Here is a 25,947-nt window from a genome sequence, read left to right as displayed (position 1 = left end):
AGAGAGTAACCAGGCCTGGGCTTTCTTGTTCCTGAGCTTGCGTTCCCTCGATCAAACGAGAATCCCGAGAAACAGTACCGGAGGGCCATCCTCCGGACCGCCGCTCAGATAGGCGATCCGCAGAAGCGATGTATCGCAAAAGGAAACCTCCATGGATTCCACTCCGATCTCTACTTCCGCCCAACCTTGATGAAGGCGGCTTTGTTCCCCAGTTCGGACTCTTTGCCATTTGAAGGAACCAACCGCGGCGCTGCCGGTTCGGAAGGCATTCAGTGGAGCCTCATCATGCCAAATGCAGCGGAAATTCTCATCGATACTTTGATTGCCTGGAACGTTGAGGTCGTGTTCGGTCTGCCCGGCGACGGCATCAACGGCATCATGGAGGCTTTGCGGAAAAACCAGGACAAAATTTCCTTTATCCAGGTGCGTCATGAGGAGTCCGCCGCATTCATGGCCTGCGCCTATGCCAAATGGACGGGAAGGCTCGGCGTGTGCCTCGCGACATCAGGACCTGGCGGCGCCCACCTTCTGACGGGGCTCTACGACGCCAAGCTCGATCAGGCTCCGGTGCTCGCGATTACCGGAATGCAGTTCCACGATCTGATCGAGACGTTCACCCAGCAGGATGTCGATTTGACCCGCGTGTTCAACGACGTCGCGGTCTACAACGTGCAGGTCTCGGACGCGGCGCATATGGAAAACGTGGCAAGCCTTGCCTGCCGCACCGCGCTGGCCCGCAAGGGCGTCGCCCATCTTTCGATAGCCAGCGATATCCAAGAGCAGCCTTCCGACGCGGCCGAGCGCTCCAAGCGCAACCGTCCCGCGCATACGCCGCAGGACATGTTCGTCCCTCACTGCGTTGCCGAGGATGAGGAGTTGGACAAGGCGGCCGCCATCCTGAACGGCGCCAAGCGCGTGGCGATCCTGGCGGGGCGCGGCGCGATCGGTGCCTCGGCCGAGCTCGAGCAAACCGCGGAGTTGCTTGAAGCTCCAATTATCAAGGCGCTGCTCGGCAAGGCGGTGCTTCCGGACGACCATCCCTACACCACCGGTGGCATTGGCATCCTGGGGACCCTGCCGTCGCAGGAAGCGATGGAAACTTGCGACGCCGTCCTGATCGTCGGCTCGACCTTCCCCTACATCGAATACTATCCAAAGCCGGGGCAGGCGCGCGGCGTTCAGATAGATTGCGACGCGCAGCGCATCGGCTTGCGCTTCCCCGTCGAGGCGGGTCTCGTCGGCGAGGCGGCGGAGACGCTTCGGGCGCTCAATCGTCGCCTCAAAAGGAAGGCCGACCACGCATTCCTCGCCGCGGCGCAGACCTCGATGCGGGAATGGCGAGAGATGATGCGCCAATCGGAAAACGGCCATGCCCATCCACTCAAACCGCAACTCGTTGCCCGGGCGTTTGGCGAACGCCTGGCCGATAATGCCATATTGGCCACCGACTCCGGTCAAAACACCGAAATGGCGGCGCGCCATGTCGACCTCCGCCGGGGCCAGGCCTTCGGCGTTTCAGGCGCGCTGGCTTCGATGGCCTGCGGACTGAGCTACGCGATCGCCGCCGGCATTGCGTTTCCCGGCCGGCCGATCGCGGCGATTGTCGGTGATGGCGGGTTTGCCATGCAACTCGGCGAATTCTCGACGGCCGTGCGTTATGGCATTCCGCTGAAGCTGCTGGTCGTCAAGAACAACATGCTGAACCAGATCGCCTGGGAGCAGATGATGTTCCTCGGCAATCCGCAATTCGGCTGCGAACTGCAGCCGATCGATTTTGCCAAGGCCGCCGAGGCTATGGGCGGCAAAGGCTTCAGCATCGAGCGGGCCGACGAGGTGGAGCGTGTTCTCGACGAAGCCTTTGCCGCCGATGGGGCGGTCGTCATCGAGGCGCTTGTCGATGCCTATGAGCCGATGATGCCGCCGAAGATGCCATCAGATTATGCCAAGAATTTCCGCAACGCGCTGCCCCAGACTCCGGGGCACGAGCGGATCGCGCAGAACGTCGCGCGCGAGCCGGCCAAGACCATGATGGACGCCGAGGGATGACGCGGCCGCAGGCCCGCTGTTCCGCCGTCTGGGCCGGCGGGATCAATCCACGGCAGAAGGTGCGGACGAGCAAGTAATGCTCAGGTAGTTGCTCTGGCCGCCGTCTTCGTAGCCGTTCAGGTGCATCTGCGGCAGACCTCCTTCATAACTGCAACACTCATGACGGCAGCGCGCCGGATGATGGAGCTACGTTTCGCAGGGCCTGCGTTCAGCGTCCCGATCCTTCACGCAGGCGTCCGATTCGCGATCACTCTTTGGGCGCCTTCCCGTCCCTGGAGCGCTCAATCGGGTTGCCGGCTCCGGAGTTTTCCTCCGTGTCAGGGCAGAGTGTCGCTCGCCCCGGGGGATTCTGACCCTCGGATTGGTGCGTCTTGTCTTCCACCTCACCTTGTTTTCGGGTGAGCCCAAATCGACCGTGAGGCTTCTCGTTGTTCGCTGCGGCTTGTGAGAACTGGTCCGAGGGATCCGGGCCGGTGTTGGCCGGATATTTCCTGGCGCCGGTCTCGCGGCGGTTCTTTTCTTCGCTCATGGCTTATCTCTCGTTTCTCTCGTTGGCCTGTTGGATAACCGGAGAGTCGGAAGAGCGTTCCCCAAGGCGCGACAAGGCCGGCCGGTCCAGACTCAATGGAACAAATCATCGGACTCCTGATTGGGCGCGTGTAGGTGTCGGCTCCGCGCGAAGAGGCAGCAGCCATGGACAGGGAAGAACGCATCAGACGCAGCGCCCACGAAATCCGGGAGCGGGAGCGGCGGCCGGAAGGGCGGGAACAGGAGCACTGGGATCAGGAGCACTGGGATCAGGCAGTCCAGGTGATCGAATCTGAAGGCTCGCAGGCCGAGCGGGGCCTAGTCGCGCCGGCAGTCGGCACCGCCTCGGATCCAGACACAAACAAGTCGGGTGGCTAGGAGCCTCAGCGGAAGGACTTCCGATGTCGCGAACCTTTGCATGGATTGCAATCGCAGTAATCGTCCTTCTATTGATCGCCGTCTGGGTTTGGGCGGGTCGAGACTCGAGGCGCCCGCCGGGTCAGCAGCCTGCGCCTCACGCGATCGATCAGAGCGGCTGAGACAGGCCTCAACGCGCAACGGCTCACTCACCGCGTGGCCGTCTCACCTCCTTTGTTTCGCCGGGCCTTAGGAGGAACCAGCCGGCCGGAATTGGCTCGCAAGCCCCTGAAAAACTCCTCTACATAAGGCAGCAGCTCGAACAGCAGGATCACGCTCATCACAGTTGCAACGTACCCGACAGGCAGCTGCTGCTCCTTCCAGGCGAGGCCAAAGCGAGCACTCTCAGGCCCAAATCCGAACAGTGCCAGGAACTGGCCCCAGTGCAATGAAACCACGCTGACAAGCCCCATCAGCGGAATCATTTCAAGGAAACTGTGGACGTGCTGTTCGATCGGGCTCACGGTACGCGCGGTGGTCGCATAGCGCACCATATGGCGGTCGCCTCGTGGCTGAGAAAAACGATCATCATCACGGCAATGACCAAGGCGTTAACCTCCAGGAACATCGCCGCGAGCAAAGGAATGCCGACTTCGGCGAACTCAGCAGATGGATCAGCGATTCCTTTGCTCCGGTCGTCGATTCGATGTGCGTGGCACGATGGCAGAGCCAGTCGGCAAATCCGGCGACCAGCCAGACAGGCAGTACGAAGTACATCAGAATCAGCACCATCGGATCGTTCAGCATTGCAACGCTCTCCGGCACCGAACCGTTGTGGTTTTCATGGGATTCTCAAGCGAGCTGCATTTGTACCCAACGTCCTGCGGGTCCGAACTGCGCGCCGGGCTAATGGTTCCGAACGGCACAATCCTGATGTCCAAACGCAACCGGCTTTGGAACGACTTCTCCCTCACCACGTTCTACAAACAATTTTCCGATGGCATGGTTCTGCGAGACACGCTCCCCACGGTAAACCCACTGGTAAAAGATTTGCAGTAGCAGTCTCTCTTTCGGGAATAGGAGTAACGGAAACTCTGTGCAGGCCGGGCTTTGGCTGGCTGCATCGGGCGTAGCAATGCGAAAGGCACGTACATTCCCCAAGACTGCTACGAACTGAACGAGGGACCGCTCTGTGCCAGACTTGACAGGTGTTCGCTTACTGATCGTCGAAGACGAGTGGCTGTTGGCCGACGATCTGGCAAAATTCTTCGGCGACATGGGTGCTGTTATCCTCGGCCCCGTAGCAACGGTAGAGCAAGCCGAACGCCACACGCAGGCTGCCGAAGCCGCCATTCTGGACATAGACCTCAAGGGTCGGCGGGTGTTCCCGATTGCAGACGAACTGATGCGTCGCAACGTACCGTTCGTGTTCTTCAGCGGTTATCAGGACATAGCCATCCCGGAACATCTGAGACACGCCAGCAGCCTTTCCAAATCAGCGTCCAGGACCGCCGTGTTCGACGCTTTGTTCGCTCCGCAATCTACCCGATCAGGAGCCAAGTCGAAGGGAACCGGTTCAGACGATGTTCTTGGCCTTCTGCCAAAGCTGAGGCTTGCGGCGCGGCTGCTGCTTGGCGACGTAAGTGCTTCGGACCGGCTGGTCGAACGCACGCTGGAGAGGGCCCTCGACGAGGTCGAATCGAAGCCGACGGGACAGGCGACCGCCGATTGGCTGACTGGCATTATGGCCAAGATCGCCCGTTCAAGCGGATCAAGTTTGCTGCATTGACGTCCGTCCGAGCACTACCGGCGACTATCGCGACAGTCGCCGCCCAAAGCCCCGTTCGGTCAGTGCATGAAGCGACTTCTCAGCCAGGCAAGGAACCGATTGCCGGTGATGATCCGGCGGACGCGTCCAGCAGCCCAACTGGCCTGCATGGTTGCGCCGGCATGGCAGCTGCAGACGATTTCGTGCAATTCCCAATCGGAGAGTTCAAAGAAGCGCCTGGCTTCCCCATAGGTGTCGGACTGCAATCCCGAGGCCCTGAGCAGCGGATCCTCGAAGGCGACTGTGAGTGGCGATCCTGGCGCCCGCGCCTCTTCTCGCATGGCTGGATAGAGATATTCGGTGCCGGTGAGCGCGGCGAGACAGCGCAACGGATTCTTGTCGAGCAGTTCTGCCCACCTCTCTATCTTTTCAGCTTTTGTCTCGAGCGGCACGAGCGGATTGATATCCGCGATCGCGTGCAATTGATCGAGCGTTTGGTGTTTCATGATTGGCTCCCGTCCATTGTTGTCCGACCGGTTCATACCGGGCAAGTCGGCAGGGCCCGTCGAAGCGACCGGGGCGCGGGCCGATCAGGATTGCCCACCGATCTTGGGCAGGTGCCAATCGACGGCGCCTGCACAATATCGAACTGACAGTCGTCAGCAATGTTCCGGAGGAAGATGGAATTCGTGTATCGGGCTGCGCCGCCGCCAGAAGGTGGAGCATCGGCTCCTACAGTGCGGCGCGTTTCTCGATGATCTGGTTTGCGAGCTTGACCAGATCCGGGATCGCAGCCGGCTTCGACAGGTATGGCGCATCGTGAAAGACAGGCGCCTGGAACGCAGGATCATAGCCTGAATGCACTATGAAAGGCACATTCAGTGCCTTAAGCCGGCTGGCGGCAACACCGCGCTGCCCGTCCAGCAACTGAATATCGATGACGGCCACATCCGGCCTGTTGTCGGCCAACCAGGTTTCGGCCGCATGCTCAGAGGCTACACAGGCTACTCGGAACCCATTTTGCTTCAGTCCGTCTGCAACGTCCGAAGCGACCAGATATTCGTCTTCTACGATCAGTGCCAATGGCGCCTTCATATTCGCCTCCCGGCGTCCACCTGCGGACCTAACAAAACGCCGGCCGGCCGGTTCCATCATGAAGGGAGGCGGAGGACTGCTCCCGACTCAACGAGCGAGTGGGGGCCGCGAAGATTGCCTGACGTCTTGTTCAATTCTTCCGGGCCCGGAACTTCAGGGCCGCTCGGGGAAGCGAAGCACGCCCTTTTGCGACGCTTCATCCACATTGCCGACCGGATGGGGGCCGGCCTGGACCAGGCCGTCACCTTGGGCTTGGCCGAGCACGACCACGCCAGGCACACCCAAAATAAGGTGTGATCTGAGCAGACGGGCAAGCTTGGGGTGCAGCCCGTCGCCTCTAGGTGCCGCCAATGTATCCAGCGGGAGTAAGGGATTCATCACATGCCCTTTCTTTGGCTGTGCAGCCTGCGGCCGCCGTCGTGGAATAGTGAAGATTAAAGGCGCGCCTATTGGAATTGTTCCGGCTGCCCTCACGATCGTCACCCGCAATAGCGGACGGAATAACGAAAATGCGCTACCGAACGGCGCGTTGTTCTTCACCTCCAGCATATCCATCTGGAACAGCAAGGCCCGACAGATGTTTTGTTGCGAAGGAGTTGCCCGATGACCTTACCTGACGAGCGGACCCCTGCCGAGGACCGGGGCGAAATCCAGGCAGGCACAACTCAAGACAAGACACCCGGGTTCGATCCAGCGGCCGCGCCGCAGGAGACGGACGCCGAGGCGGGGAGTTCCGCGAATTCAGCCCGCCCCGCTGTCCGGCATGAACCAAATTTCACCAACCAGGCGAGTTTCGCCAACGCAATGCGGCGTCCAGAGAACGCGCCCGACCTTCAGCCGACCAGGACGGGACCTGTGCTGGTGATTGCGGCGTTCGTGGTCCTGGCGGCAGCCGTGCTGCTGCTTGCCGCACTACTGCGATAGTTGCCGGCGCACCACAAGTTTATAGCGGAAGGAGGCTATTTCGATGCCAAACTTAAGAAGGCTTCTTCGCCGTCTGTGGCCACGGAAAATTCAACCAGCGGCCGATCCATCACCGGTCGATGCGATCGTGCGGGTGTTGCGTGAAGCCAAGGATCAGGATTCGCGCGGCCACAAGGGATAGAGTTTCATACGTATAAATGTCGCGCCTACACCACCGGGTTGGCTGCACGCTCGACATGCGCCGGACCAAGTTGGTGTCTTGCGCTGTATTGCTTGACCATCATCGTTCCAGGAAATGGCCCAAGGCTCTCAGCGACGACAGCCGATCGGAAATGATCTTGAGCATAGCCAGTAGCGGGAACGCCAAAAGCGCCCCCGGCGCTCCCCACATCCAAAACCAGAATATCAGGGACAGGACGACAAGAACGGGATTCAAGGTAAAGCGGCGCGCCAGAAGGAGGGGGGTGACCGTCTCTCCTTCGATGAGATGAATCAGGAAATACAGCCCCGGCGGAAGAAGCGCCCACCACAGACTATCAAACCCAAGCAACCCCACCAGCAGAAAAATACCGACCCCGAGGAGAGGACCCAGAAAGGGAACGAAATTAAGCAGAAACGCAGTCGTGCCCCACAACAGTACGTCTCCGATCCCGCACAGATACATGGCTGCTGCGGTGGCCAATCCGACCAGAGCGTTCATGAGTGTTATCGTCAGCAGATAAATGGATATGTCACTTTCGATCCGTTGGAAAATCTCGACGGCCTGTCGTTTGTCGCCGAAATCCGGCAGTATCTCGACGAGGCGCCGAAGGAACGTGTCACCCGATAACAGGAGAAAATAGAGGACCAGGACCGTCGTGAGCAGTCCGTCCAGAACGGCCTTGGTGCCGGCGAACAATGTCCCGGCAAGACCTAGGTCGCTGCGTACCGCTACCATGGTGTGCCCCTGCGGAGGCGCGTTTGCGACTTCCTCGGCAACTTCCAGCGCGCCTTGCAACTTGTGCACCGGGCCGCTTAGCACCATTAAATGCGCTTCCAATCTTGGCACGCCCTGGGGCAGTTTTTGAGCCCACGTCGCCGCGGGCTCGGACAGGGCGGCCACAAGGCCGACCAATATCCCGACCACCAGGGCGATCGGCAAAATCGCTCCCCGTGCCCTCGGCACGAAAAAGCGTTCCAGCAGGCTGACAGCGGGTTGCAGGAGCAACTTGAGCACGACCGCAAGCACGAGCGGAAGCACTATGGCGCTCGCTGCAAAGGAGGCGGCAAGGATTGCCAGGAGGAAGAGCCCGCCTGTGAAGAATGTCACAAGGCGCAGGCGCGACGACTGGCTTGCGTGCGAGCTGTCACTCGGTTCGCGGACGGGGTCAGTCATGCCTGCAGGAGCCGGCGACGATTGTTCGAGCCCGGTGCGTCCGTTCGGCGCTGAAATCTTTGCCCGCATGTCCGGTGTTGAGGCGTTCCTCCGTGATCCGCTGTTGTTGCTCGTGGGTGGCCTTGGCTGTTTACGACTCCGATCGTTTCTTGAGCACGATCAGGATCACCACACCGCTCACAAAACCGGCAAATGGCACTGATGTTCCCTGTTGGAACCAAGAAACGGTGGGCTTCGGAACAACCGGCCCCCGGGTCAGTTGGATACGGCTCCAATGACCGAAATTGATTTGGAACGACCCGTGGCCGTACGGAAAATCGACAAGGACAGACATGAGCGCACATCCCTTGTGGCGCGCGAACTGCTTGAAGCGGAACGCCTGGCGCGCCAGGCGAAGACGGCCCGGCTGCGCGAACAGCGCCTGGCTGGGACGCCGGCGGGCAAACCGCCGCCGTCCGCCGCGAATCTTAAGCCGTCACGGAAGAGAACGAAAAATCATGGATGTTAGCTGGCGCTTGGGTCAGTTCGACGATGCCGTAACTGACCGCACAAATTGGGCAGCGTTTCAGCCAGGCCTGGTCGTCTTGCCAAGATGCATCGGCGTGGCCTGCCTATGTGCCTGTCTTGTCACTTTGTCGGCCCCGCTGGCATCCTGATTGCCGGCTTGCCTCAGCGCCTTCGCCGCCTGGGTCAAGGCAACCCGGTCACTGCCATGTTGCGCGATGAGCCGCTTCACCTGTTCTGTGGTGACCCCATTCTGGCGCGCGAAATGCTCGATCTCGTGTTCTTCAACCACCGCCAGCGTATCTCGAATTTTACCTGCGCTCTTGGTCATCTTGAATCCTCCTCGAAGGGCGTCGATGATGAACGAACGCCATCCAGCGATAATCGTTGCCTTGGATTCCTGACGACCCAGCTAGGTGGCGTCTGTCCGCGGGTGATCACCAGAATCGGCCGCCAATGCTGTGTGGCAGGTTGGACGCCGAGCGATTCAAGGCAGGTGCAGCGGTCTTGCGCCGGATCAGGCCAGCCACGCGCCAGCGAGTGTCACCGATCGTCACGAGAAGGAATTCTCACTCCCCGGCGGCTGGATCCCGCAATCCAATCTCGGTCTCGTCATACATGTGCTCGTGGATAATGCCTAGGATTTGCAGCCTCACCTCCTCGCGCGCCTCCGGCTGGATGAATGGCATAAGGAGATCTACCGTCTCGTTGACTCGCTGCGGCAGATCGGCTCCCGGGTCGCTCAAGTAATTGCCATGCGCATAGATGTTCTCGGCCAGCTTTTTGTTCAGATCGGAAAACAGTCCCATGGCGGCCACTCCGCTTTTCCGCCCGGAACGGCTGAATGCTCAAAATAGTTCCATCCCACGGCGGCCGCCTCTGGCCAATATCTCGAAGCTTGAATGTCCCGGCCCAATTTGGGCGACAGACGACCGGCCGTGAGGTCCGCAACGTCAACACGCTTGCAAAGCTATGGCAGTGATGCCGGCGCGAGCTCAACCCTTCCGGCTGCGCTCGACGAACTTGTTGAAGCGGCTGGTTCCTCCGCTGCCGGGCTCGTCCTGGTGGAGGAAGGCAAGATCGTTCTCCTCGAATATCCGGAAGAACTCCTCCCACTCGACCGGTTCAAATGCCTCCTCCGGCTCACCGAAGTCGATGCGCAATATGCCGCCCTCGCCCTTCGTACGGATCACCGCGGGACGGCCGTCCCTCTCCTCTACCCATTTGCGGATTTCATTGTGGTTGGTGGTCGTCTTCGCCTCGGACATGGCTTTCCCTTTCTCGCTGCGGAACCGATGCGGCTCTAACAGCACGCAAAGGGCAATGTTCCAAGCAAGGCAGCCTGGCATCCAACTCGCAGCATCCGGAACGGCGGCGAGGAACTTTGTTGAAGCAGGGAACAAACCTTTTGTCCCGCAGTTCGGAAGCCCAACGTCAAATCCGCAAGGAGTTCTCGTGAAACGTGTACTGGTTACAGGGGGCTGCGGTTTCATTGGCCGGCATGTCGCCCAGGAACTCGTCGAACATGGTTATGAAGTGCGCATCCTGGACGTGCTCCTCGACCAGGTGCACGGCGGCGAAACCGTGAGCATCCCAGCTGAATCCGAGCTGATAAAGGGCGATGTGCGTGACCGAGGCGCAGTATCCGAAGCGGTCTCGCACATCGACGCCGTCATCCACCTCGCCGCCGAGGTCGGTGTCGGCCAATCCATGTACGAAATCACCCGCTACGTCGGCACGAACGATCTCGGCACGGCGACCCTGCTCGAGGCGTTGATCAAGAAGCCCGTCGAACGGATTGTCGTCGCGTCGTCGATGAGCATCTACGGCGAAGGGCTCTACGAGACACCGGATGGACGGCGCATCAACGGTGCCCGCCGCAGCCCGGTCGACGTCAGGGCCGGCCAGTGGGACCTGCTGTCGGCCGCGGGCGAAATGCTAGTGCCTGTGCCCACCGACGAGGAGAAGCGGCCCGACCTCGCCTCGATCTACGCGCTGACCAAATATGCGCAGGAGCGCGCGGTGCTGATCTTCGGCCAGGCCTACGATCTGGATGCGGTAGCGCTGCGGCTGTTCAACGTCTTCGGCGCCGGACAGGCGCTCGCCAATCCTTACACCGGCGTGCTCGCCAACTTCGCCTCGCGCCTTGCCAACGGCAAACGGCCGATGATCTTCGAGGACGGCAACCAAAAGCGCGACTTCGTCCATGTGCGCGACGTGGCTCGCGCTTTCCGGCTGGCCCTGGAGCAGCGCCCGGCCGCCGGCCACGCCATCAATATCGGCAGCGGGCGATCCTACACGATCAGCGAAGTCGCCCGCCTGCTTGCCGAGGCGATGGGCGTTCCGAAGCGCCCCCCCGAAATCCTCGGCAAGGCGCGCTCGGGCGACATCCGCAATTGCTTCGCCGACATCGCCAAGGCGCGCGAGCTGCTCGGCTTCGAACCCAGCCATCTGCTGGAGAACTCGCTCGGCGAATTCGCAGCCTGGGTTCGCAACAGCGTCGCCGTCGATCGTGGTGCCGACATGAAGCGCGAGCTTGAAGAGCGAGGGCTGGTGTCATGAGACAACCTCATCGCGATCATCGCAATCAACCTGCAGCGATTGTCGGCGGCAGCGGCTTCATTGGCTCCAATCTCGCCGACAGCTTGTTGTCGGATGGCGAGCCGGTGCTGGTCATCGACAATCTCAGCCGTCCCGGCGTCGAACAGAACCTCCAATGGCTGGCGCAAAAACACGGCAGCCATCTCAGTGTGGAAACTGTCGACATACGCGACCAGAGTAGCCTGGTTTCAGCGTTGGCGCCGGCCAAGGCGATCTTCCATCTGGCTGCGCAGACGGCCGTGACCACCAGCCTGCGCGATCCCACGGAAGACCTCGACATCAATCTCAAGGGGACGTTCAACGTGCTCGAAGCGGCACGTCTGGCGAGCGTGCCGGTGGTCTTTGCCAGCACCAACAAGGTCTACGGCAGCTTGCCCCAGGTCGCGGTGCGGGAAGCGGACGATCGCTACGAGCCCAGCGACGAAGCCATCCGCGCCAACGGCGTGGACGAAACGATCGGGTTGAATTTTTGCACGCCCTATGGCTGCTCGAAGGGCGCGGCGGACCAGTATGTCCTTGACTACGCCAAGTCCTACGGCCTGCCGACCGCGGTGCTGCGCATGAGTTGCATCTACGGACCGCGCCAGTTCGGCACCGAGGATCAGGGCTGGGTCGCGCATTTCCTGCTGAGCGCGCTCAGCGATCGGCCGATCACGATATACGGCAACGGCAAGCAGGTGCGCGACATCCTGCATGTGTCCGATGCGGTCGCCGCTTATCGCGGCGTGTTGGCCAGGATCGAAGATCTCAAGGGGCAGGCCTTCAATCTCGGCGGCGGACCGCGCAATGCGGTCAGCCTGCGAACGCTGCTGTCGGAGATCGCCGCCATAACCGGCCGCGAGGTTGCGCTTCGCCATGATCTGCAACGCACCGGCGATCAGCCTTTCTTCGTCGCCGATACCCGCAAGATAGAGGACGCTCTCGGCTGGCGCGCGCATGTCCCGTGGCGCGAAGGTGTCCGCGATCTCGCCGGCTGGCTGCTGCGGCACCGTCTCCAGCCAGCTCCCGAAGCAGCGAGGTACGTCGCATGAAAATCGCACTGGTCAACCCGCACTGGACATACGAACACAGCATCTACTTCGGTTGCCGCCAACCGCACCTGCCGCTGGAGCTTGGTTACGCCAAAGCCCTGCTGGAAGCGGACGGTCACGCCGTGCTGATGCTGGACGGGCAACTGCAGGATCTCGACAACGCCGCGCTTGCCAAGCACGTAGCGGCGTTCGAGCCGGATATGACGGTGGTGACGACCGCGCCGACTTACCTCTTCTGGCGCTGCGCGCAGCCGGAGCTGCGGGTACCGGCAGAATTCCTGAAGCATCTCGCCGGGCGCGGCGGCCGCACCGTGGCTGTCGGGCCGCACGGCTCGGCGACGCCCGCTCCTACCCTGCGCAAGCTTGGCGTCGACATCGTCGTGCGCGGCGAATGCGAGGAAGTGGTGGCGGAGCTTGCCCGTCAAAGCGACTGGAGCGCCGTTTCGCACACGGCTCGGCTTGAAAACGACGAATTGATCTCAAACGGCGGAGTGCATGTCAGCGGCTTCGTCGACCACCCAGCGCTCCATTGGCCCTCGGACTGGATCGCGGCCCATGCGCACCATCATCACCGGTTCGACGCGAACCAGATAGGTGCCGGCGCGGAAGTGGAGGCGTCCCGGGGCTGCCCCTATAATTGCAGCTTCTGCGCCAAGATCGATTTCCGCGATGCGTACCGGCGCAGGAACCATGACGCCGTCGTTGCCGAGATCGACGGCCTGATCGCGCAGGGCGTCGGCTATGTGTATTTTATCGACGAGATCTTCCTGCCGCAGAAAGCGCTGCTTGAGGGGTTGATCGAGCGCGACGTCCAGTTCGGCGTCCAGACGCGGATCGATCTCTGGAAACCGGAGCTGCTGGAATTGCTGGGCGAAGCCGGCTGCGTCTCGATCGAAGCCGGCCTCGAAAGCCTGACCGTAGAAGGCCGCGAGATGCTGGCCAAGCGCTGCCGACTTGGGACCGAGGAATTGGCCGCGCTGCTGGTCAATGCCCGCCGTCATGTCCCTTTCGTCCAAGCCAATCTGATCGGCGTGGTCGAGGACGATCCGGCGCTGGTGGACTATTGGCGCAAGCACCTCATCGACAACGGCGTCTGGGCCAACGAGCCGGTGCCGCTCTATCCTTATCCAAGTTCGCCCAGCTACCGCGAGCTGTGGGGCGAACCCGACGATTTCGCTTGGGAGCGTGCGCATGAGCACTACCTCGCCTCGTTCCAGGCATTCAGCGACATCCAGGACCAGCGTCCACGCGCGCTTGCCGAGTTGGAGTGCTCATGCTGCAATCATTGACCTATCGCCCGAGACGTATCCTGATGACCACCGATGCCGTCGGCGGGGTCTGGCGCTATTCGCTCGATCTGGCGCGCGAGCTTGCGACCGGCGGCGACAGCATCATGCTGGCGGGTCTCGGGCCTCCGCCTTCGGCGGAGCAGGTCAGGGAGGCGCAATCGTTCACCACGCTCGAATGGCTTGAAAGCCCGCCTGACTGGATGACACGCGACGAGAACGATCTCGAGCAGTTTCCTGGCGAGCTGAAGGCCCTTGCGACCGCTTATGGCGCCGATCTCGTCCACCTCAACGCACCTACGCAAGCGGCGAAGCTCGATCTGCCTTGCCCTATCGTCGCGGTCTCGCATTCCTGCATCGTGACATGGCAGCATGCGGTGCGCGGCCAAGCCGTGGCGAGCGATTGGGCCTGGCAGAAAGATCGCAACAGGGCTGGGTTCGATCGCGCCGGGGTAGTCGTCGCGCCGAGTCGAAGCCACGCCGACATGCTTGAGACCTGCTACGGGCCGATCGCGCGGTTGAGCGTCGTCCACAACGGCGCCTTGCCCGGCCCGCTTGCGTCGCGCCGCGAGTCGTTCGTCCTCGCAGCCGCTCGCTGGTGGGACGATGGCAAGAACGCGGCGGTGCTGGATGCCGCGGCTGCGATCGCCGAATGGCCGGTCTATGCCGCCGGCCCGCTCGAAGGAGCGGCTGGACAAAGGGCTTGTCTCGATCATTGCGTCTCGCTCGGCTCGATCGGCCACGCCGAGGCACGTCAGCTTATGGCCAGGGCCAGTATTTTCGTTTCAACGTCAATCTACGAGCCCTTCGGACTTGCAGCTTTGGAGGCCGCGCTCTCGGGCACGCCATTAGTGCTCGCCGACATTGCAACCTATCGCGAGATATGGGACGGCGCGGCCATCTTCTTCGACGCACGTGATCCGCACGCGCTTGCAGAATGCATCGCCCGCCTCGCCCGCGACGCGGATTTGCGGCGCCAACTCAGCCGGCGCGGCGCTCGGCGTGCGCGCAGATATTCATTGCAGGCGCAGTCGGCGGCGATGCGCGAAATCTACGATCAGGCGGCGATGGCCGTGGCGGGGCATTGATCATGCAATTCGTGTTCTACACCCACTCGGTGGTGTCCGACTGGAACCATGGCAATGCGCATTTCCAGCGCGGCATCATGCGCGAGCTCATCACGCGTGGGCATCAAGTGATCGCGCTCGAGCCAGCCGACGGGTGGAGCCGTTCGAACCTGCTGACCGAGCAAGGCCCCTTCGCCATCGAACGTTTCCGCAAGGACTTCCCCGAGCTCGTTCCGGTGACCTACGACGCTTCTTTCGATCACGAGGCATGGATGGCCGACTCGGGTGTGGTGATCGTCCATGAGTGGACGGATCCAGATCTCGTCGCCCGCATTGGGCGAGCCAAGCTCAATGGCGGCAAATTCACGCTTCTGTTCCACGACACGCACCACCGCGCCGTCTCGTCGACGCAGTCGATTTCGGCGCTCCACCTGGAGCATTTTGACGGCGTTCTGGTTTTTGGCGAGGCATTGCGGGAGAGCTATCTTCGCGCCGGTTGGGGCAAACGGGCCTTCACCTGGCACGAGGCAGCGGACGATCGTTTGTTCAGGCCGCATCCCGAAATCGAGCCTGTGTCGGAGCTGGTCTGGATCGGCAATTGGGGCGATGAAGAACGCAGCGCCGAAATCCAGCAGTTCCTGATCGATCCGGCACGCGAGCTCGGCCTGTCGGGAACCGTTCATGGCGTGCGCTATCCAGCGGGAGCACTGGCCGCACTCGCCGATGCCGGCCTGCGCTACGAGGGCTGGATCGCCAATGCGGACGTTCCGAAAGCGTTCGCGCAGCACCGTGTCACAGTGCACATCCCGCGCCGGCCTTACCGAGAACACCTGCCCGGCATTCCCACGATCCGCATGTTCGAGGCATTGGCCTGCGGCATCCCTCTTGTCTCGGCGCCCTGGTCGGACGTCGAAGGACTGTTCCGTCCCGACACGGATTTCCTGTTCGCCCGCGACGGCGCCGAGATGCGGCAGCACCTGCGCAATGTGCTGCATGACGCCGAGCTTGCAAAGGCGCTGGCAGGAGCCGGACTGGAAACCATTCTCGCGCGCCACACATGCCGGCGCCGCGTGGATGAGTTGTTCGACATACTCGTCGCGTGCGGCAATCGGCATGCATTCGAGGGCGCATCAACAAAGGAGGCCGCCGCATGAAAATCGCGTTTTACGGATCCAGTCTGCTGTCGTCCTACTGGAACGGCGCCGCCACCTATTATCGCGGCCTGCTGAAGGCCCTGTCCCGACGCGGTTACGATATCGTCTTCTATGAGCCGGATGCCTTCGACCGGCAGAAACACCGCGATATCGAGCCCCCCGACTGGTGCGGCGTCGTCGTCTATGACGCAACGCCGGATGGGTTGATGGAGGTCGCATCCCGTGCCGCGCAGGCAGACATCGTCGTCAAGGCCAGCGGCGTCGGCTACGAAGACGAAGCCCTGTTGCGCGCTGTGCTCGACCACGCCCGCAGCGACGCGCTGACGGTGTTCTGGGATGTCGACGCCCCGGCGACACTCGGCGAATTGCGAAACGATTCCGACCATCCCCTCCACGAGGCGCTGAAGAGGATCGGCCTCGTGCTGACCTATGGCGGCGGCGATCCCGTCGTTTGGGATTACAGAGGATTTGGCGCGGCCGAATGCGTGCCTATCTACAATGCGCTCGATCCCGAGACGCACTTCCCTGTTGCCCAGGACCCCCGCTTCACCTGCGATCTCGCTTTTCTCGGCAATCGCCTGCCGGACCGCGAGGCACGGGTCGAGTCATTCTTTCTCGAGCCCGCGCGTGCCTCGGCCGGCCAAATCTTCCTGCTCGGCGGATCCGGCTGGGGTGACAAGCAGCTGCCGGCGAATGTCTCCTGGCTTGGGCATGTCGGCACCCGAGACCACAACGCTTTCAACGTCACGCCAAAAGCGGTGCTGAATATCAGCCGTGACAGCATGGCCACCAACGGATTTTCGCCCGCGACACGGGTCTTTGAGGCGGCTGGAGCTGGCGCTTGCCTCATCACCGACGCCTGGGCCGGCATTGAGATGTTCCTGACGCCCGGGGAGGAAATCCTGGTCGCGCGGGACGGCGTCGATGTTGCCGAGATTACGCGCACGCTCAGGCCACGGCGGGCGAAGGCGATCGGCGCGGCAGCGCTTCGGCGCGTTCTTGCCGAACACACCTACACGCTGAGAGCTGAACTGGTTGATACCATCTTCAAGGCGCATTTCGAGCGCCGGACCGTGGAGGCCGCGGAATGACGAAGCCGCTCGATATCGTTTTCCTCGGTCTTTCGTTGTCCTCTTCGTGGGGCAACGGCCATGCGACCACCTTTCGGGGGCTGTTGCGAGCGCTCAACAAACTCGGCCATCGTGTCACATTCCTGGAGCGCGACGTGCCCTGGTACGCACATCATCGCGACCTGCGCGAGCCCGATTTCTGCCGCTTGCGCTATTACGACACGGTCGACGAACTCCACCGCAAGCACAAGCGAGTGCTTCAGCGGGCCGATGTCGTGGTGGTCGGTTCCTTCGTACCCCAGGGCAGAGCGATCATCGACGAGCTCGCGTCGCTGCGCACCGGGCAATTCTGCTTTTATGACATCGACACGCCGGTGACGCTGGCAAGGGTTGCCGAAGATGATTGCGATTATCTGGCCCGCCGGCAGATTCCCTATTTCGACATCTATTTCTCCTTTACGGGCGGGCCGACTCTCGAACGCCTGACATCCGAATTCGGCGCCCGCCGGGCAGAGCCCCTCTACTGTTCCGTCGATCCCGAGCGACACCATCGAAACGGCAATACGATCGAATGGGATCTAGGCTACCTCGGCACCTACAGCGCGGACCGGCAGCAGACCCTGGAAGCACTTCTGCTTGAGCCTGCGCGTCGGCTCCCGGATCGACGCTTCGTCGTGGCGGGCGCGCAATATCCTCGCGATATCGCCTGGCCAGACAATGTCGCGCGGATCGAACATCTGCCGCCTGCCGAGCATGCCGATTTCTACAGCCGGCAGCGCTACACGCTAAATGTGACACGCACCTCGATGATCGCAGCCGGATGGTCGCCCAGCGTGCGGCTTTTCGAGGCTGCGGCGTGCGGGACGCCGATCATCAGCGACCGCTGGCCCGGCCTCGATAACTTCTTTCCGGCTTCGGCGATCCAGACGGCCGGCAGCGCGGATGATGTGACGCGAATCCTTCTGACACAGTCAGACAGGGCAAGACTCCGTATGGCCAGACAGGCACATTCGCTGGTCCTGGCAAGACACACGGGAACCGCTCGGGCACGTGAATTCACGTCCGCACTGACGCAGTCAGGACAGATCCGTCCGGTGCTCGATCTGGGCGTCGAGAGTGCAGCATGACAGGCAGACGACAGGAGAACACAGAGATGCGGCGTTCAAAAAAGGCCCAACGGACACGGACGGTGCTTGTCGCCGGCGGTGCCGGTTTTCTCGGTTCGCACCTATGCGAAGCCCTGTTTCGCGATGGTTATCGCGTAATCTGTGTCGACAACTTTCTCACCGGCCGAATAGAAAACATCACGTCGCTCATCGGCCAATCGCGATTTCGGCTGATCGAGCAAGATATCTGCAATCCGCTCGAGCTCGGCGAGCCGGTCGATCGTATTTTCAACCTGGCATGTGCGGCATCGCCGCCCCGCTACCAAGCCGATCCCATCCACACGACGCGCACCTGCGTGATCGGAACGCTCAATCTGCTCGAGCTTGCAGTTTGCGACGACGCACGGTTCCTGCAGGCATCAACGAGCGAAGTCTATGGCGATCCCGAACAACATCCCCAACGCGAGGACTATCTCGGCCATGTGAACTGCACCGGCCCGCGCGCCTGCTACGACGAAGGCAAGCGCACCGCGGAGACACTTTGCTTCGACTATCTGAGAGCCGACATGGCCGATGTCCGTGTTGCCCGCATCTTCAACACTTACGGGCCTAGGATGGATCCCGCCGACGGCCGCATCGTCTCGAACCTTGTCATGCAAGCGCTGGAAAAGCGGCCGCTGACGATATTCGGCGATGGCCGACAGACCCGGTCCTTCTGCTACGTCACCGATCTGGTCGAAGGACTGTTGCGGCTCATGGATATCGAGCCCAATCCGCGCCAGCCGATCAACCTGGGTAACCCTGGAGAATTCACCATCCTCGATCTGGCAGGCCTGGTGAGGGAACTGACCGGCACCAGATCGCCCGTGAAATTCCTGCCTTTGCCGGAAGACGACCCTCGCCGGCGGCGCCCCGACATCGCCCGTGCACGGTCGCTTCTTGGCTGGTCGCCCAAAGTGCCTCTCAGGCAAGGTCTGCTGCAGACGGTCATTTATTTCGCCGATCTTGGCAACGGTGCGGCAGAGCCGCCGGTCGCAGCGACAAACAGGTCGGGCGCAGGTGGATTTGAACCTGGCGGCCGCGACAATCCGGATGCGACCCGCGTTCTTTACGCCGAAGGGGAACATCCGACAGAGATTCTGGTTGGGCCCGATCACCCCCGGCACGGAGAACGCAGTCGTGCAGTCGAAGCGATCAGCCAAGGACATCGAGCAGATGGCGGCCGCGCAAACCGCCGACTTCCTGCGACGATCGTCCATCACGTATCTCGAATGTTGCGTCAGCCTGATGATGACGCATCTCCAACGCGAAGAAGTCGCCAGCATCCTCGAGCAGGAAGCTGACATGTTGCGCAGGCTGGACTGAGCCTTGAGCGTCAGATGTCATGACGAAAAAGCGGCTCAGTAGCAGGTCCGCGCATCACCTTGAAGAGGAACAGATATGAGCCTCGGCACAATCCTTATCATTATTCTGATCCTGCTGCTAATCGGCGCGATACCGACCTGGCCATATTCGTCGGGCTGGGGTTATGGGCCATCGGGCATCGTCGGCGTCATCCTAATCATCTTGGTGATCCTGGTGCTCATGGGCCGGGTTTGAGGGCCAGATTGGAAGGAATGAGCTGTTCCGTCCGCAGGTGGTGAGATGACATCCGGTCGCGGCCGATGGTGGCAAGCCGGTTCGACAGCAGAGGTCGGCAGTCATCCTGCAGGTGTCGGGTCAATCCCGAACGGAACTCGCGCTGCCACCGACTTTCTTCTTCGCGGACGATCCGCTGCCGATCCAAAGCGCAGCAAGGATCAACGCGGCCGCTAAATAAAACGCGCTGGCGCCCACCCACATGATCAGGCCGCCGAGTTGCTGGTCTTCAAGCGCTGTCAGGCCCCATTGCGGTGCTGCCGAGTCGTTCCCCACGAATATCTGATTTTTCGACAGGGCCAGAATCGCGCCGAGCAGACCGCAATGCATGGAGGTGAAGAACAGATAAAACACCGACGCGCCGTGGCCTTTGCGGCGGGCGCGGCCATTGAGCAAGGCCCACCAGAAGAGCAGCGCACTCGTCAAGAAGCTGAAATGCTGCAGCCAGTGCACCGGCTCGCTGGCAAGCGCGACATTGAACAGGACCGGCATATGCCATAGCCAGATGGCGAGACCGTGCAGGACGGTGGCGGAGGCCGGCTCACTCAGGCTTCTCCATGTCATTCGCAGAAATGCCCAATGTGCGCCGCCGGCAAGGTGCCGCCGCGTGGAGGGCGGAAATGCCCACAACATGGCGCCGAAAGGCCTCGACAGTACAAGCGCGGGAGCCGCGACGATCATCAGCACCTCGTGTTCGATCATGTGCGCGCTAAAGAGCCGCTCGCCCAGTCCATGCAGCGGAGACACAAGTGCCAGTCCAAGCGCCGCCCAGCCCGCCACAAAACAGCTCATTTGCCGCCAAGTGACGCCGCGTCCCGCTCCTGCCTGCCACCAAAGCCGGGCAACACCGCAGGTATAGAGGAACAATACGACACCAAGTGGAATGACGGTCATGGCGGAGAATGACCAGCCGCCAGGTACCTGGTCCGCGCCGTGGGCGAACGCAACGGTCGGCGCCAGCAACGCACATGGCGCCGAAAGGAGTCTTCCGAGCAACGACGCCCGGCGAAAGGAGCGGGCAACCCGCATCAAAGTCTCGGCACCCAATAAAGCACCGCGTAAAGCGGCAGCCACGAGAGCACGACGAAGTACCAGTAAAACGCATTGTCCTCGGCATCGCTGAAGCGTTTACCCCTGCCATGCCGCGTGAACATCAGCACGGTCAGGACAAGCGTATCGGCGACGTCGGTCAGCACATGCACACCGTGCAGGCCGAGCAGCAGCCAGACGAAGGAACCGTATGCATTGTCGCGCCAGCGTACCGGCAACGCCGAAAATTCGATGATGCGCAGCCCGATGAGCAGCAGACCGACCGCACTCATGACGAGCAGCAGCAGGCGGACCGGGCGCAAGTCCTCCCGCATCGCCGCGCGCCTCGTCAGGAAGTTCGGCAGCGCGCTGACAACAAGGACAAGCGTGAAGAGCGAGGACCAGACCAGGTTCAAGGGAATGGCATCCCTCGCCCAATCCTTGTTGGTGACGGCCAGGTAGAGATAGCCGCCAATTCCAAGGGCGAAGCCGGTTCCTTCCAGCAGACAGAAGGAGAAGGTGCCCCACCATGGGGTGACGCGCGAGCCGAAGGCATAGGTCGGCAAACCCGAGACATCGATGACCGTGCGGGGCATTTAGGTGTTCTCCTCCATGGATTTCGGCCAGAACCAGGCAACGAGCACGATGGCGACGACAGGCGAACCCCAGGTTATCGCCCATGGCGTGTAGATCGAACCGATGAAGATCACGGCGGTGGCGAACGCCGCCAGAAAGGGCCAAATCGAAGGCGCCGGAGATTCCTCGCGAATATCAGGCCGGGCCTCGGTGACGCTTGTCACGACCAGTTCGCGTTCGTCGACCTTGAGGCCGCTCACCACCGGCTTGACATCGTCCTCATCCCAAAGCGGCGAGCCGCTTGTGACATAGGGAATGCGATCGAAATTCTGCGCCTGGGGCGGCGAGGTAGTCGCCCATTCCAGCGTATCGGCATTCCAGGGATTGTCGCCGGCTACGGGACCGGAGCGGGCGCTGACGGCCATATTGTAAAGCATCAGCACGAAGCTTGCGAAGAACAGCAGCGCACCGGCGCTGGCGAGCAGGTTGAGCCCGCCCCAGCCCATCTCCGCCGGGTACGTATAGACCCTGCGCGGCATGCCCCACAGGCCGAGCAGATGCATCGGAAAAAAGGCGATATTGAAACCGATGAAAGCGAGAGCGAACTGCCACTTGCCGAGCCGCTCATCCATCAGCCGACCCGTCACCTTCGGGAACCAATAGTAGACGGCGGCGACAAGCGGAAAGAGAGTGCCGCCAATCAGCACATAGTGGAAATGGGCGACGACGAAATAGGTATCGTGTACCTGCGTATCGATGGGCACCGACGCCAGCATGACACCCGAAAGTCCGCCTGCGACAAAGATGAAGAAAAAGCCGAACACGAAGATCAGCGGGGTCTTGAGCACCGGCTTTCCGTCCCAGAGCGTGGCGATCCAGCAGAATATCTGGACGCCGTTCGGAATGGCGATAGCCATGCTGGAGGCGGTGAAGAATGCCGCGCCGACCTGTGGCAGGCCGGTCACGAACATGTGGTGGACCCATAGACCAAAGGACAGGAAGCAGATCGCGATCAGCGACAGCACCATCGGCAGATAACCGAATATCGGCCGCCGGGCGAAGGTTGCGATGATCGCCGAGACGAAAGCGGTTCCGGGCAGGAAGATAATATACACCTCGGGATGGCCGAAGAACCAGAACAGGTGCTGCCAAAGCAGCGGGTCGCCGCCGGCTTTGGCATTGAAGAACTGGGTGCCGACCAGCCGCTCCATGATCAGCATCGACGAGGCAAGCATGATCGCCGGCATGGCGAAGATGATGATAAAGGAGTTGACGAGCATCGCCCACACAAACAGCGGGATACGGTCGAGCGTCATGCCCGGCGCGCGCTGCTTCAGCACTGTGACGACGATCTCCACAGATACCGCAAGCGCAGCGACCTCGGTAAAGGTGATCATCTGCGCCCAGTAGTCTGGCCCCTTGCCTGGAGTGAAATCCAGGTTTGCGAGCGGCACATAAGAGAACCAACCGACATCCGGGCGAATGCTCAACGCGAACCCGCCCCATAACATCAGGCCGCCGAACAGGTAGACGTAGTAGGAAAAGGCGTTGAGGCGCGGAAAGGCGATATTGCGCGTGCCGACCATGAGCGGCACGAGGTAGACGGCGAACGCCTCGCCGACGGGCACCCCGAACAGGAACATCATCGTGGTGCCGTGCATGGTGAAAAGCTGGTTGTAGAGCTCGGCATCGACGAGGTGACTGTCCGGTCGCGCAAGCTGCAGCCGCATGATGATCGCTAGAATGCCGCCGGCGAGCAGGAACGCGAAGGCGGTCACGGCATAGCGGATTCCGATGATCTTGTGGTCGACGGTTGAAAGGGCGCCGATTAGGCCGCGCGTCGTGCCCCAGGTTTTGTTCAACCTTGCGCGCAGTTCCTCGTCGCCCAGATCGGAGTCACGGGCCGCGCGAGGTTCTTCGACCGAAAGGCTCATTGCAAGTTCTCAGGCAAAGTGGACGTCACGGCGCTTTGCTGCGCCAGATCGACCGGCTTTGCCGCCGCAGCCTGACCGGCGCGCCAGCGTTGGAAATCGTTTGGCTCCAGCGCCACGACGAATATCGCCATATGCGCATGCTGCTGACCGCAAAATTCGGCACACTGGCCGCGATATATGCCGGGCTTGCTCGCTTCGATACGGAGTTCGTTGCTTTTGCCGGGGATGAGATCGAGCTTGCCCGCGAGACTTGGTATCCAGAACGAATGGATGACATCCGCCGTGGCGAGCTTGATGTCGACCGGGCTGCCGACCGGGATGCGAATCTCGTTCGCCGTTTCGAAGCCACCGTTTCCTTCATAGCGGACCTGCCACCACCACTGGTGGCCCGTGACTGAGATCGCCAGCGCGCCGCCGGCCCCATCCGCAAAAATCGCCCTTTGTCCGCCGAAGCTGAGCAGCGCCAAACCTGAGAGGATGATGGTGGTGGACGTCAGCATCGCGGCAAAGGCGATAAGCATCGGCCGGTTGACGGCTGGGCGCGCGCCTTCTGCCGGTTCGCCCCGACTGTCGCGCCGGTGCGTCAGCGCGAGTAGCAGGCCAGCCATGGTGACGAGCCAGACGACACCGAGCACCGCCGTGAAGGTCCAGAACAGAACAGCCAGCGTGTCGGCCTGCTCGCCATGCGGATCTAGCGCCGACTGCACGCCGGCGCAGCCCGGAAGGAGAGCGGAGTCAACAATGACAGCCAGCGGACCGGCCAACGGCGACCGAACCCTCTCGGAGACACCCCGAAACAGGGGGAGCGCGGCATCCGGAACTCTCCCGTCCCGTTCCGTGTTGTTGGGTTCTTCCCATGTCGAAGGGGCGGAGCCGTGAGTCTCAGACGCGACATCAAGATTTTCGGCGAGCCCGGCTTCTACCTTGCGACGCTCCTTGCCTTCTGCCTCATTGGCGGCGTTCTTCTGTTTTGCGGTATTTACGCGCCATAACTGCGACGGTGGACGTCCGGGGCAGTCGCCGACCCCGAAGTTCTGCATCTCGTGAGCCGGCCAAAGATCCATTCGGGGTGGTCACCAAGAGGAAGACGCTTCACTCGGCTGCCTGCCTAACCGGCCATCCGTGAGTTTTAGAACCGGTAGGGAAGAATAAAGTTCCTTGAGCTTGCCTCGACGCAGGCTACGTGGCACCGCCCTTCCCTGCTCGACAGACTTCCGCGACATCCAGATGTATTCATTGACGGCCTTCAGAGCGCTTGGAGAAATAGGCCGCTGCTGCCCGTATGTCCTCGTCCGTAAGGCGTTGGGCCGCGGCGGCCATGATACGCCAGAATTGCGTACCGCCCCTGCCCTCGGACCGGAACAGCTTCAGTTGCCCTTCGAGATAGGGCGCGTGCTGGCCGTCGAGGCGGGGATAGTTCGGATTCTTGTCAGCGCCGATGTGGCAGCCGGAACAGGCAGGGACGTTCCGTTCCGGAATTCCGGCCTCCGCGATTTGCTGTCCTCTGTTGATCACTTCCGCCGGGACTGGATCGCCGTCCGTCGAGACCGGCGGCTGTGCTGCAAAATGGCGGGCAAGCGCGGCCATCTCCGCAGGGGCGATGCCGGTCACCGGCAGAGCCATGAAGCCGCTTGTGCGATCGCCTCTGGCAAAGGCCTCGAGACTGGCGAGCAGGTAAGCTTCGTTTTGCCCAGCGAGCGCAGGGATGAGACCACTCCTCCCCTCGCCGTCACTCCCGTGGCAGCGAGTGCAGTTGGCGAGTGCGCCCGGATTAGTAGGCTGCTGCGCGTTGCCTGTTGCGCCCCCGGCGTCAAAAGCAAGTGCCCGAAATTCGTTCCCATCTAGCTTCGGCAGCTCCCGCAGGAAAGCAACCATCGCCCAGACTTCGTCATCGCGGTCGCGGGCCGGCCATGCGGGCATTCCTGTGAAACGTATCCCGTGCTTGACGATCCGAAAAAGCTGGGCGTCGGTCCAATCTCCGACCGTCAGCGCCAGATCCGGCGGTTGTGGAAGCATGCGCAGCACCGCCGGCGAGCGAAGTTCGCCAGGTGCGCCGTGGCAGATCGCGCAGCCTTGCGCAAAATGGCCGGCCGCTGCCGGGATCCCGCGCCTGTCGAGAGTTCTCGGCGCGTTTACGGTCAAAGCATAAGTGCGCACGGCCGAGCGCATGGCGAGTTCCAGAAACCAGGCCGTCATCTTCCAATGGCCGGTGCTGGCACCAACATTGAAAAACCCAATCCACGCTCCGAGCAAAATGACGATAGGCAAACAGACGGCGGCAATGAGAACGTGCTTGAGTCGGACCATTATCGGCTGGTTCGTCACCCTGCTGATCTCATCTTCTTCCTCGGAAGGGGCATTGGGCGCCTTTGTCCGAGGATAGATCCGATGACCGGGCATCACTGCAAGGCTTTCAGGTAGCGCGCGATCGTCTGGATTTCGATTTGCGGAAGCATATCGAACGCAGGCATTTTCACACCCGGTTTTAGTAAATCAGGTCGAGCGATGAAACGTGCTATGGCTTCCTCGGTGTTCGGCAGGACCCCCGCACCAATTGCTCTTCGCGACCCGACGTGGGACAGGTCCGGGCCAATCGTCCCATGGGCCTCGGTGCCTCTTATGGCATGACACGCGCCGCAACCGTTGCGTAGGAACAACGACAGCCCGCTATCCGGCGGGGACTGAGATCCGGTTGGCGCTTCGGCCCGCTGTGTAGCTTCGATCGTCGTGAACGTCGGCACACCCGGCGGCTCGACAGGTCTCGCACATTCGACTTCTGCGGCGACCCAGATACCAGCGTTGGCGGGAACCCAGAGCGCGCAACCCACCAGCAGAAAGAGGGCGGCGTTCAACGACAT

At 61.6% G+C, this 25,947-nt stretch carries 31 protein-coding genes and 1 pseudogene; 16 read left to right on the top strand and 16 right to left on the bottom strand.

Annotated features, from left to right (window positions below):
• Positions 1 to 51: 51 nt before the first annotated feature.
• Entirely contained in the window at positions 52 to 432 is a 381-nt protein-coding gene (locus FJ978_RS33190) for a hypothetical protein (protein ID WP_246678138.1), read from the bottom strand.
• Between FJ978_RS33190 and FJ978_RS13515 the strand changes: the two genes are divergently transcribed.
• Positions 343 to 2,046, top strand: coding sequence for a thiamine pyrophosphate-dependent enzyme (locus FJ978_RS13515; protein WP_246678134.1), 1,704 nt, complete (start codon positions 343 to 345; stop codon positions 2,044 to 2,046). The two genes, FJ978_RS33190 and FJ978_RS13515, sit on opposite strands and share 90 nt — an antisense overlap.
• A gap of 247 nt (positions 2,047 to 2,293) precedes the next feature.
• Here the strand turns inward: FJ978_RS13515 and FJ978_RS13510 are convergent, their stop codons facing one another.
• Positions 2,294 to 2,575, bottom strand: a complete 282-nt coding sequence (locus tag FJ978_RS13510) for a hypothetical protein (RefSeq protein ID WP_140572498.1) — start codon at positions 2,573 to 2,575, stop codon at positions 2,294 to 2,296.
• 164 nt (positions 2,576 to 2,739) lie between these two features.
• On the opposite strand from FJ978_RS13510, the gene FJ978_RS13505 reads away from it, so the two are divergent.
• The gene (locus tag FJ978_RS13505) at positions 2,740 to 2,952 is read left to right on the top strand and encodes a DUF2934 domain-containing protein (protein ID WP_140572497.1); all 213 of its coding nucleotides are present in this window, start codon (positions 2,740 to 2,742) and stop codon (positions 2,950 to 2,952) included.
• Between the two features lie 188 nt (positions 2,953 to 3,140).
• On the opposite strand, the gene FJ978_RS33510 is transcribed toward FJ978_RS13505, so the two are convergent.
• Positions 3,141 to 3,485, bottom strand: coding sequence for a hypothetical protein (locus FJ978_RS33510; RefSeq protein WP_348640309.1), 345 nt, complete (start codon positions 3,483 to 3,485; stop codon positions 3,141 to 3,143).
• A 14-nt stretch (positions 3,486 to 3,499) separates the two neighbouring features.
• Here FJ978_RS33510 and FJ978_RS33505 point away from each other — a divergent pair, with 14 nt between their 5' ends.
• Positions 3,500 to 3,841, top strand: coding sequence for a hypothetical protein (locus tag FJ978_RS33505; protein ID WP_348640308.1), 342 nt, complete (start codon positions 3,500 to 3,502; stop codon positions 3,839 to 3,841).
• Between the two features lie 333 nt (positions 3,842 to 4,174).
• Positions 4,175 to 4,720 (top strand): response regulator, encoded by a 546-nt coding sequence (locus tag FJ978_RS13495; protein ID WP_224730567.1) that lies wholly within the window; start codon positions 4,175 to 4,177, stop codon positions 4,718 to 4,720.
• 59 nt (positions 4,721 to 4,779) lie between these two features.
• Here FJ978_RS13495 and FJ978_RS13490 read toward each other — a convergent pair whose 3' ends face one another.
• The 3 genes from FJ978_RS13490 to FJ978_RS13480 all read right to left on the bottom strand — a co-directional run bounded on the left by FJ978_RS13490 (position 4,780) and on the right by FJ978_RS13480 (position 6,349).
• A complete protein-coding gene (locus FJ978_RS13490; protein WP_140572495.1) occupies positions 4,780 to 5,205 on the bottom strand; it encodes a hypothetical protein in 426 nt (141 codons plus the stop codon).
• A 226-nt stretch (positions 5,206 to 5,431) separates the two neighbouring features.
• Positions 5,432 to 5,794 (bottom strand): response regulator, encoded by a 363-nt coding sequence (locus FJ978_RS13485; protein WP_013897164.1) that lies wholly within the window; start codon positions 5,792 to 5,794, stop codon positions 5,432 to 5,434.
• A 153-nt stretch (positions 5,795 to 5,947) separates the two neighbouring features.
• Complete coding sequence (locus FJ978_RS13480; protein WP_181176687.1) at positions 5,948 to 6,349, bottom strand: hypothetical protein; 402 nt, start codon at positions 6,347 to 6,349, stop codon at positions 5,948 to 5,950.
• Between the two features lie 48 nt (positions 6,350 to 6,397).
• On the opposite strand from FJ978_RS13480, the gene FJ978_RS13475 reads away from it, so the two are divergent.
• Entirely contained in the window at positions 6,398 to 6,718 is a 321-nt protein-coding gene (locus tag FJ978_RS13475) for a hypothetical protein (RefSeq protein ID WP_013897165.1), read from the top strand.
• Between the two features lie 280 nt (positions 6,719 to 6,998).
• Here the strand turns inward: FJ978_RS13475 and FJ978_RS13470 are convergent, their stop codons facing one another.
• Positions 6,999 to 8,093: an AI-2E family transporter gene (locus FJ978_RS13470; protein ID WP_140572493.1), complete on the bottom strand. Its 1,095-nt coding sequence runs from the start codon at positions 8,091 to 8,093 to the stop codon at positions 6,999 to 7,001.
• Here FJ978_RS13470 and FJ978_RS13465 point away from each other — a divergent pair.
• Positions 8,092 to 8,295: a hypothetical protein gene (locus tag FJ978_RS13465; RefSeq protein ID WP_140572492.1), complete on the top strand. Its 204-nt coding sequence runs from the start codon at positions 8,092 to 8,094 to the stop codon at positions 8,293 to 8,295. The genes FJ978_RS13470 and FJ978_RS13465 overlap by 2 nt on opposite strands.
• A 72-nt stretch (positions 8,296 to 8,367) precedes the next feature.
• Positions 8,368 to 8,601: a hypothetical protein gene (locus FJ978_RS13460; RefSeq protein ID WP_140572491.1), complete on the top strand. Its 234-nt coding sequence runs from the start codon at positions 8,368 to 8,370 to the stop codon at positions 8,599 to 8,601.
• Between the two features lie 57 nt (positions 8,602 to 8,658).
• Here the strand turns inward: FJ978_RS13460 and FJ978_RS13455 are convergent, their stop codons facing one another.
• From FJ978_RS13455 to FJ978_RS13445, 3 genes are all read right to left on the bottom strand, one after another.
• Positions 8,659 to 8,928, bottom strand: a complete 270-nt coding sequence (locus FJ978_RS13455) for a DUF3606 domain-containing protein (RefSeq protein WP_013897168.1) — start codon at positions 8,926 to 8,928, stop codon at positions 8,659 to 8,661.
• Positions 8,929 to 9,166: 238 nt separating this feature from the next.
• Entirely contained in the window at positions 9,167 to 9,406 is a 240-nt protein-coding gene (locus FJ978_RS13450) for a hypothetical protein (protein WP_013897169.1), read from the bottom strand.
• Positions 9,407 to 9,592: 186 nt separating this feature from the next.
• Positions 9,593 to 9,865 (bottom strand): hypothetical protein, encoded by a 273-nt coding sequence (locus FJ978_RS13445; RefSeq protein WP_140572490.1) that lies wholly within the window; start codon positions 9,863 to 9,865, stop codon positions 9,593 to 9,595.
• 187 nt (positions 9,866 to 10,052) lie between these two features.
• Here FJ978_RS13445 and FJ978_RS13440 point away from each other — a divergent pair, with 187 nt between their 5' ends.
• The 9 genes and pseudogenes from FJ978_RS13440 to FJ978_RS13400 all read left to right on the top strand — a co-directional run bounded on the left by FJ978_RS13440 (position 10,053) and on the right by FJ978_RS13400 (position 19,511).
• Positions 10,053 to 11,159: an SDR family NAD(P)-dependent oxidoreductase gene (locus FJ978_RS13440; RefSeq protein ID WP_140572489.1), complete on the top strand. Its 1,107-nt coding sequence runs from the start codon at positions 10,053 to 10,055 to the stop codon at positions 11,157 to 11,159.
• A complete protein-coding gene (locus tag FJ978_RS13435; protein ID WP_140572488.1) occupies positions 11,156 to 12,229 on the top strand; it encodes an NAD-dependent epimerase/dehydratase family protein in 1,074 nt (357 codons plus the stop codon). Before FJ978_RS13440 ends, FJ978_RS13435 begins: the two co-directional genes overlap by 4 nt.
• Positions 12,226 to 13,518: a TIGR04295 family B12-binding domain-containing radical SAM protein gene (locus FJ978_RS13430; protein ID WP_140572487.1), complete on the top strand. Its 1,293-nt coding sequence runs from the start codon at positions 12,226 to 12,228 to the stop codon at positions 13,516 to 13,518. Before FJ978_RS13435 ends, FJ978_RS13430 begins: the two co-directional genes overlap by 4 nt.
• Positions 13,503 to 14,603 carry a glycosyltransferase family 4 protein gene (locus FJ978_RS13425; RefSeq protein WP_140572486.1) on the top strand — a complete coding sequence of 367 codons (1,101 nt, stop codon included), beginning with the start codon at positions 13,503 to 13,505 and terminating at the stop codon, positions 14,601 to 14,603. The genes FJ978_RS13430 and FJ978_RS13425 overlap by 16 nt, the downstream gene beginning before the upstream one ends.
• Before the next feature lie 2 nt (positions 14,604 to 14,605).
• Entirely contained in the window at positions 14,606 to 15,736 is a 1,131-nt protein-coding gene (locus FJ978_RS13420; RefSeq protein WP_140572485.1) for a glycosyltransferase, read from the top strand.
• Complete coding sequence (locus tag FJ978_RS13415; RefSeq protein WP_140572484.1) at positions 15,733 to 16,827, top strand: glycosyltransferase; 1,095 nt, start codon at positions 15,733 to 15,735, stop codon at positions 16,825 to 16,827. Before FJ978_RS13420 ends, FJ978_RS13415 begins: the two co-directional genes overlap by 4 nt.
• Positions 16,824 to 17,933, top strand: coding sequence for a glycosyltransferase (locus tag FJ978_RS13410; RefSeq protein WP_140572483.1), 1,110 nt, complete (start codon positions 16,824 to 16,826; stop codon positions 17,931 to 17,933). The genes FJ978_RS13415 and FJ978_RS13410 overlap by 4 nt, the downstream gene beginning before the upstream one ends.
• Before the next feature lie 26 nt (positions 17,934 to 17,959).
• A pseudogene (locus FJ978_RS13405) lies at positions 17,960 to 18,913 on the top strand (UDP-glucuronic acid decarboxylase family protein); the annotation flags it as partial.
• 439 nt (positions 18,914 to 19,352) lie between these two features.
• Positions 19,353 to 19,511 (top strand): DUF3309 family protein, encoded by a 159-nt coding sequence (locus FJ978_RS13400; RefSeq protein ID WP_140572482.1) that lies wholly within the window; start codon positions 19,353 to 19,355, stop codon positions 19,509 to 19,511.
• A 120-nt stretch (positions 19,512 to 19,631) separates the two neighbouring features.
• Here FJ978_RS13400 and FJ978_RS13395 read toward each other — a convergent pair whose 3' ends face one another.
• The 6 genes from FJ978_RS13395 to FJ978_RS13370 all read right to left on the bottom strand — a co-directional run bounded on the left by FJ978_RS13395 (position 19,632) and on the right by FJ978_RS13370 (position 25,947).
• Positions 19,632 to 20,513: a cytochrome c oxidase assembly protein gene (locus FJ978_RS13395; protein ID WP_246678118.1), complete on the bottom strand. Its 882-nt coding sequence runs from the start codon at positions 20,511 to 20,513 to the stop codon at positions 19,632 to 19,634.
• 65 nt (positions 20,514 to 20,578) lie between these two features.
• Positions 20,579 to 21,175: a cytochrome c oxidase subunit 3 gene (locus tag FJ978_RS13390; RefSeq protein WP_140572480.1), complete on the bottom strand. Its 597-nt coding sequence runs from the start codon at positions 21,173 to 21,175 to the stop codon at positions 20,579 to 20,581.
• Positions 21,176 to 23,089 carry a cytochrome c oxidase subunit I gene (ctaD, locus tag FJ978_RS13385; protein ID WP_140572479.1) on the bottom strand — a complete coding sequence of 638 codons (1,914 nt, stop codon included), beginning with the start codon at positions 23,087 to 23,089 and terminating at the stop codon, positions 21,176 to 21,178.
• A complete protein-coding gene (gene coxB / locus FJ978_RS13380; protein WP_140572478.1) occupies positions 23,086 to 24,153 on the bottom strand; it encodes a cytochrome c oxidase subunit II in 1,068 nt (355 codons plus the stop codon). The genes ctaD and coxB overlap by 4 nt, the downstream gene beginning before the upstream one ends.
• Before the next feature lie 169 nt (positions 24,154 to 24,322).
• A complete protein-coding gene (locus tag FJ978_RS13375; protein WP_246678117.1) occupies positions 24,323 to 25,396 on the bottom strand; it encodes a c-type cytochrome in 1,074 nt (357 codons plus the stop codon).
• Positions 25,397 to 25,488: 92 nt separating this feature from the next.
• Positions 25,489 to 25,947 (bottom strand): c-type cytochrome, encoded by a 459-nt coding sequence (locus FJ978_RS13370; RefSeq protein ID WP_140572476.1) that lies wholly within the window; start codon positions 25,945 to 25,947, stop codon positions 25,489 to 25,491.

Origin of the sequence: Mesorhizobium sp. B1-1-7 (assembly GCF_006442705.1) — a bacterium.
Classification (GTDB): Bacteria; Pseudomonadota; Alphaproteobacteria; order Rhizobiales; family Rhizobiaceae; genus Mesorhizobium; species Mesorhizobium opportunistum.
This window is presented reverse-complemented; position numbering and strand designations above follow the sequence as displayed.

Excerpts from the sequence above, each read along its gene's own strand:
- FJ978_RS13390 (WP_140572480.1), bottom strand. The coding sequence starts at position 21,175 with ATGCCCCGCACGGTCATCGATGTCTCGGGTTTGCCGACCTATGCCTTC.
- FJ978_RS13490 (WP_140572495.1), bottom strand. The coding sequence starts at position 5,205 with ATGAAACACCAAACGCTCGATCAATTGCACGCGATCGCGGATATCAAT.
- FJ978_RS33510 (WP_348640309.1), bottom strand. The coding sequence starts at position 3,485 with ATGGTGCGCTATGCGACCACCGCGCGTACCGTGAGCCCGATCGAACAG.
- FJ978_RS13485 (WP_013897164.1), bottom strand. The coding sequence starts at position 5,794 with ATGAAGGCGCCATTGGCACTGATCGTAGAAGACGAATATCTGGTCGCT.
- FJ978_RS13430 (WP_140572487.1), top strand. The coding sequence starts at position 12,226 with ATGAAAATCGCACTGGTCAACCCGCACTGGACATACGAACACAGCATC.
- FJ978_RS13465 (WP_140572492.1), top strand. The coding sequence starts at position 8,092 with ATGCCTGCAGGAGCCGGCGACGATTGTTCGAGCCCGGTGCGTCCGTTC.
- FJ978_RS13435 (WP_140572488.1), top strand. The coding sequence starts at position 11,156 with ATGAGACAACCTCATCGCGATCATCGCAATCAACCTGCAGCGATTGTC.
- FJ978_RS33190 (WP_246678138.1), bottom strand. The coding sequence starts at position 432 with ATGACGCACCTGGATAAAGGAAATTTTGTCCTGGTTTTTCCGCAAAGC.
- FJ978_RS13375 (WP_246678117.1), bottom strand. The coding sequence starts at position 25,396 with ATGGTCCGACTCAAGCACGTTCTCATTGCCGCCGTCTGTTTGCCTATC.
- FJ978_RS13415 (WP_140572484.1), top strand. The coding sequence starts at position 15,733 with ATGAAAATCGCGTTTTACGGATCCAGTCTGCTGTCGTCCTACTGGAAC.
- FJ978_RS13475 (WP_013897165.1), top strand. The coding sequence starts at position 6,398 with ATGACCTTACCTGACGAGCGGACCCCTGCCGAGGACCGGGGCGAAATC.
- FJ978_RS13460 (WP_140572491.1), top strand. The coding sequence starts at position 8,368 with ATGACCGAAATTGATTTGGAACGACCCGTGGCCGTACGGAAAATCGAC.
- FJ978_RS13480 (WP_181176687.1), bottom strand. The coding sequence starts at position 6,349 with ATGGATATGCTGGAGGTGAAGAACAACGCGCCGTTCGGTAGCGCATTT.
- ctaD (WP_140572479.1), bottom strand. The coding sequence starts at position 23,089 with ATGAGCCTTTCGGTCGAAGAACCTCGCGCGGCCCGTGACTCCGATCTG.
- FJ978_RS13400 (WP_140572482.1), top strand. The coding sequence starts at position 19,353 with ATGAGCCTCGGCACAATCCTTATCATTATTCTGATCCTGCTGCTAATC.
- FJ978_RS13455 (WP_013897168.1), bottom strand. The coding sequence starts at position 8,928 with ATGACCAAGAGCGCAGGTAAAATTCGAGATACGCTGGCGGTGGTTGAA.
- FJ978_RS13420 (WP_140572485.1), top strand. The coding sequence starts at position 14,606 with ATGCAATTCGTGTTCTACACCCACTCGGTGGTGTCCGACTGGAACCAT.
- FJ978_RS13470 (WP_140572493.1), bottom strand. The coding sequence starts at position 8,093 with ATGACTGACCCCGTCCGCGAACCGAGTGACAGCTCGCACGCAAGCCAG.
- FJ978_RS13410 (WP_140572483.1), top strand. The coding sequence starts at position 16,824 with ATGACGAAGCCGCTCGATATCGTTTTCCTCGGTCTTTCGTTGTCCTCT.
- FJ978_RS13510 (WP_140572498.1), bottom strand. The coding sequence starts at position 2,575 with ATGAGCGAAGAAAAGAACCGCCGCGAGACCGGCGCCAGGAAATATCCG.
- FJ978_RS13425 (WP_140572486.1), top strand. The coding sequence starts at position 13,503 with ATGCTGCAATCATTGACCTATCGCCCGAGACGTATCCTGATGACCACC.
- coxB (WP_140572478.1), bottom strand. The coding sequence starts at position 24,153 with ATGGATCTTTGGCCGGCTCACGAGATGCAGAACTTCGGGGTCGGCGAC.
- FJ978_RS13505 (WP_140572497.1), top strand. The coding sequence starts at position 2,740 with ATGGACAGGGAAGAACGCATCAGACGCAGCGCCCACGAAATCCGGGAG.
- FJ978_RS13445 (WP_140572490.1), bottom strand. The coding sequence starts at position 9,865 with ATGTCCGAGGCGAAGACGACCACCAACCACAATGAAATCCGCAAATGG.
- FJ978_RS13370 (WP_140572476.1), bottom strand. The coding sequence starts at position 25,947 with ATGTCGTTGAACGCCGCCCTCTTTCTGCTGGTGGGTTGCGCGCTCTGG.
- FJ978_RS13450 (WP_013897169.1), bottom strand. The coding sequence starts at position 9,406 with ATGGGACTGTTTTCCGATCTGAACAAAAAGCTGGCCGAGAACATCTAT.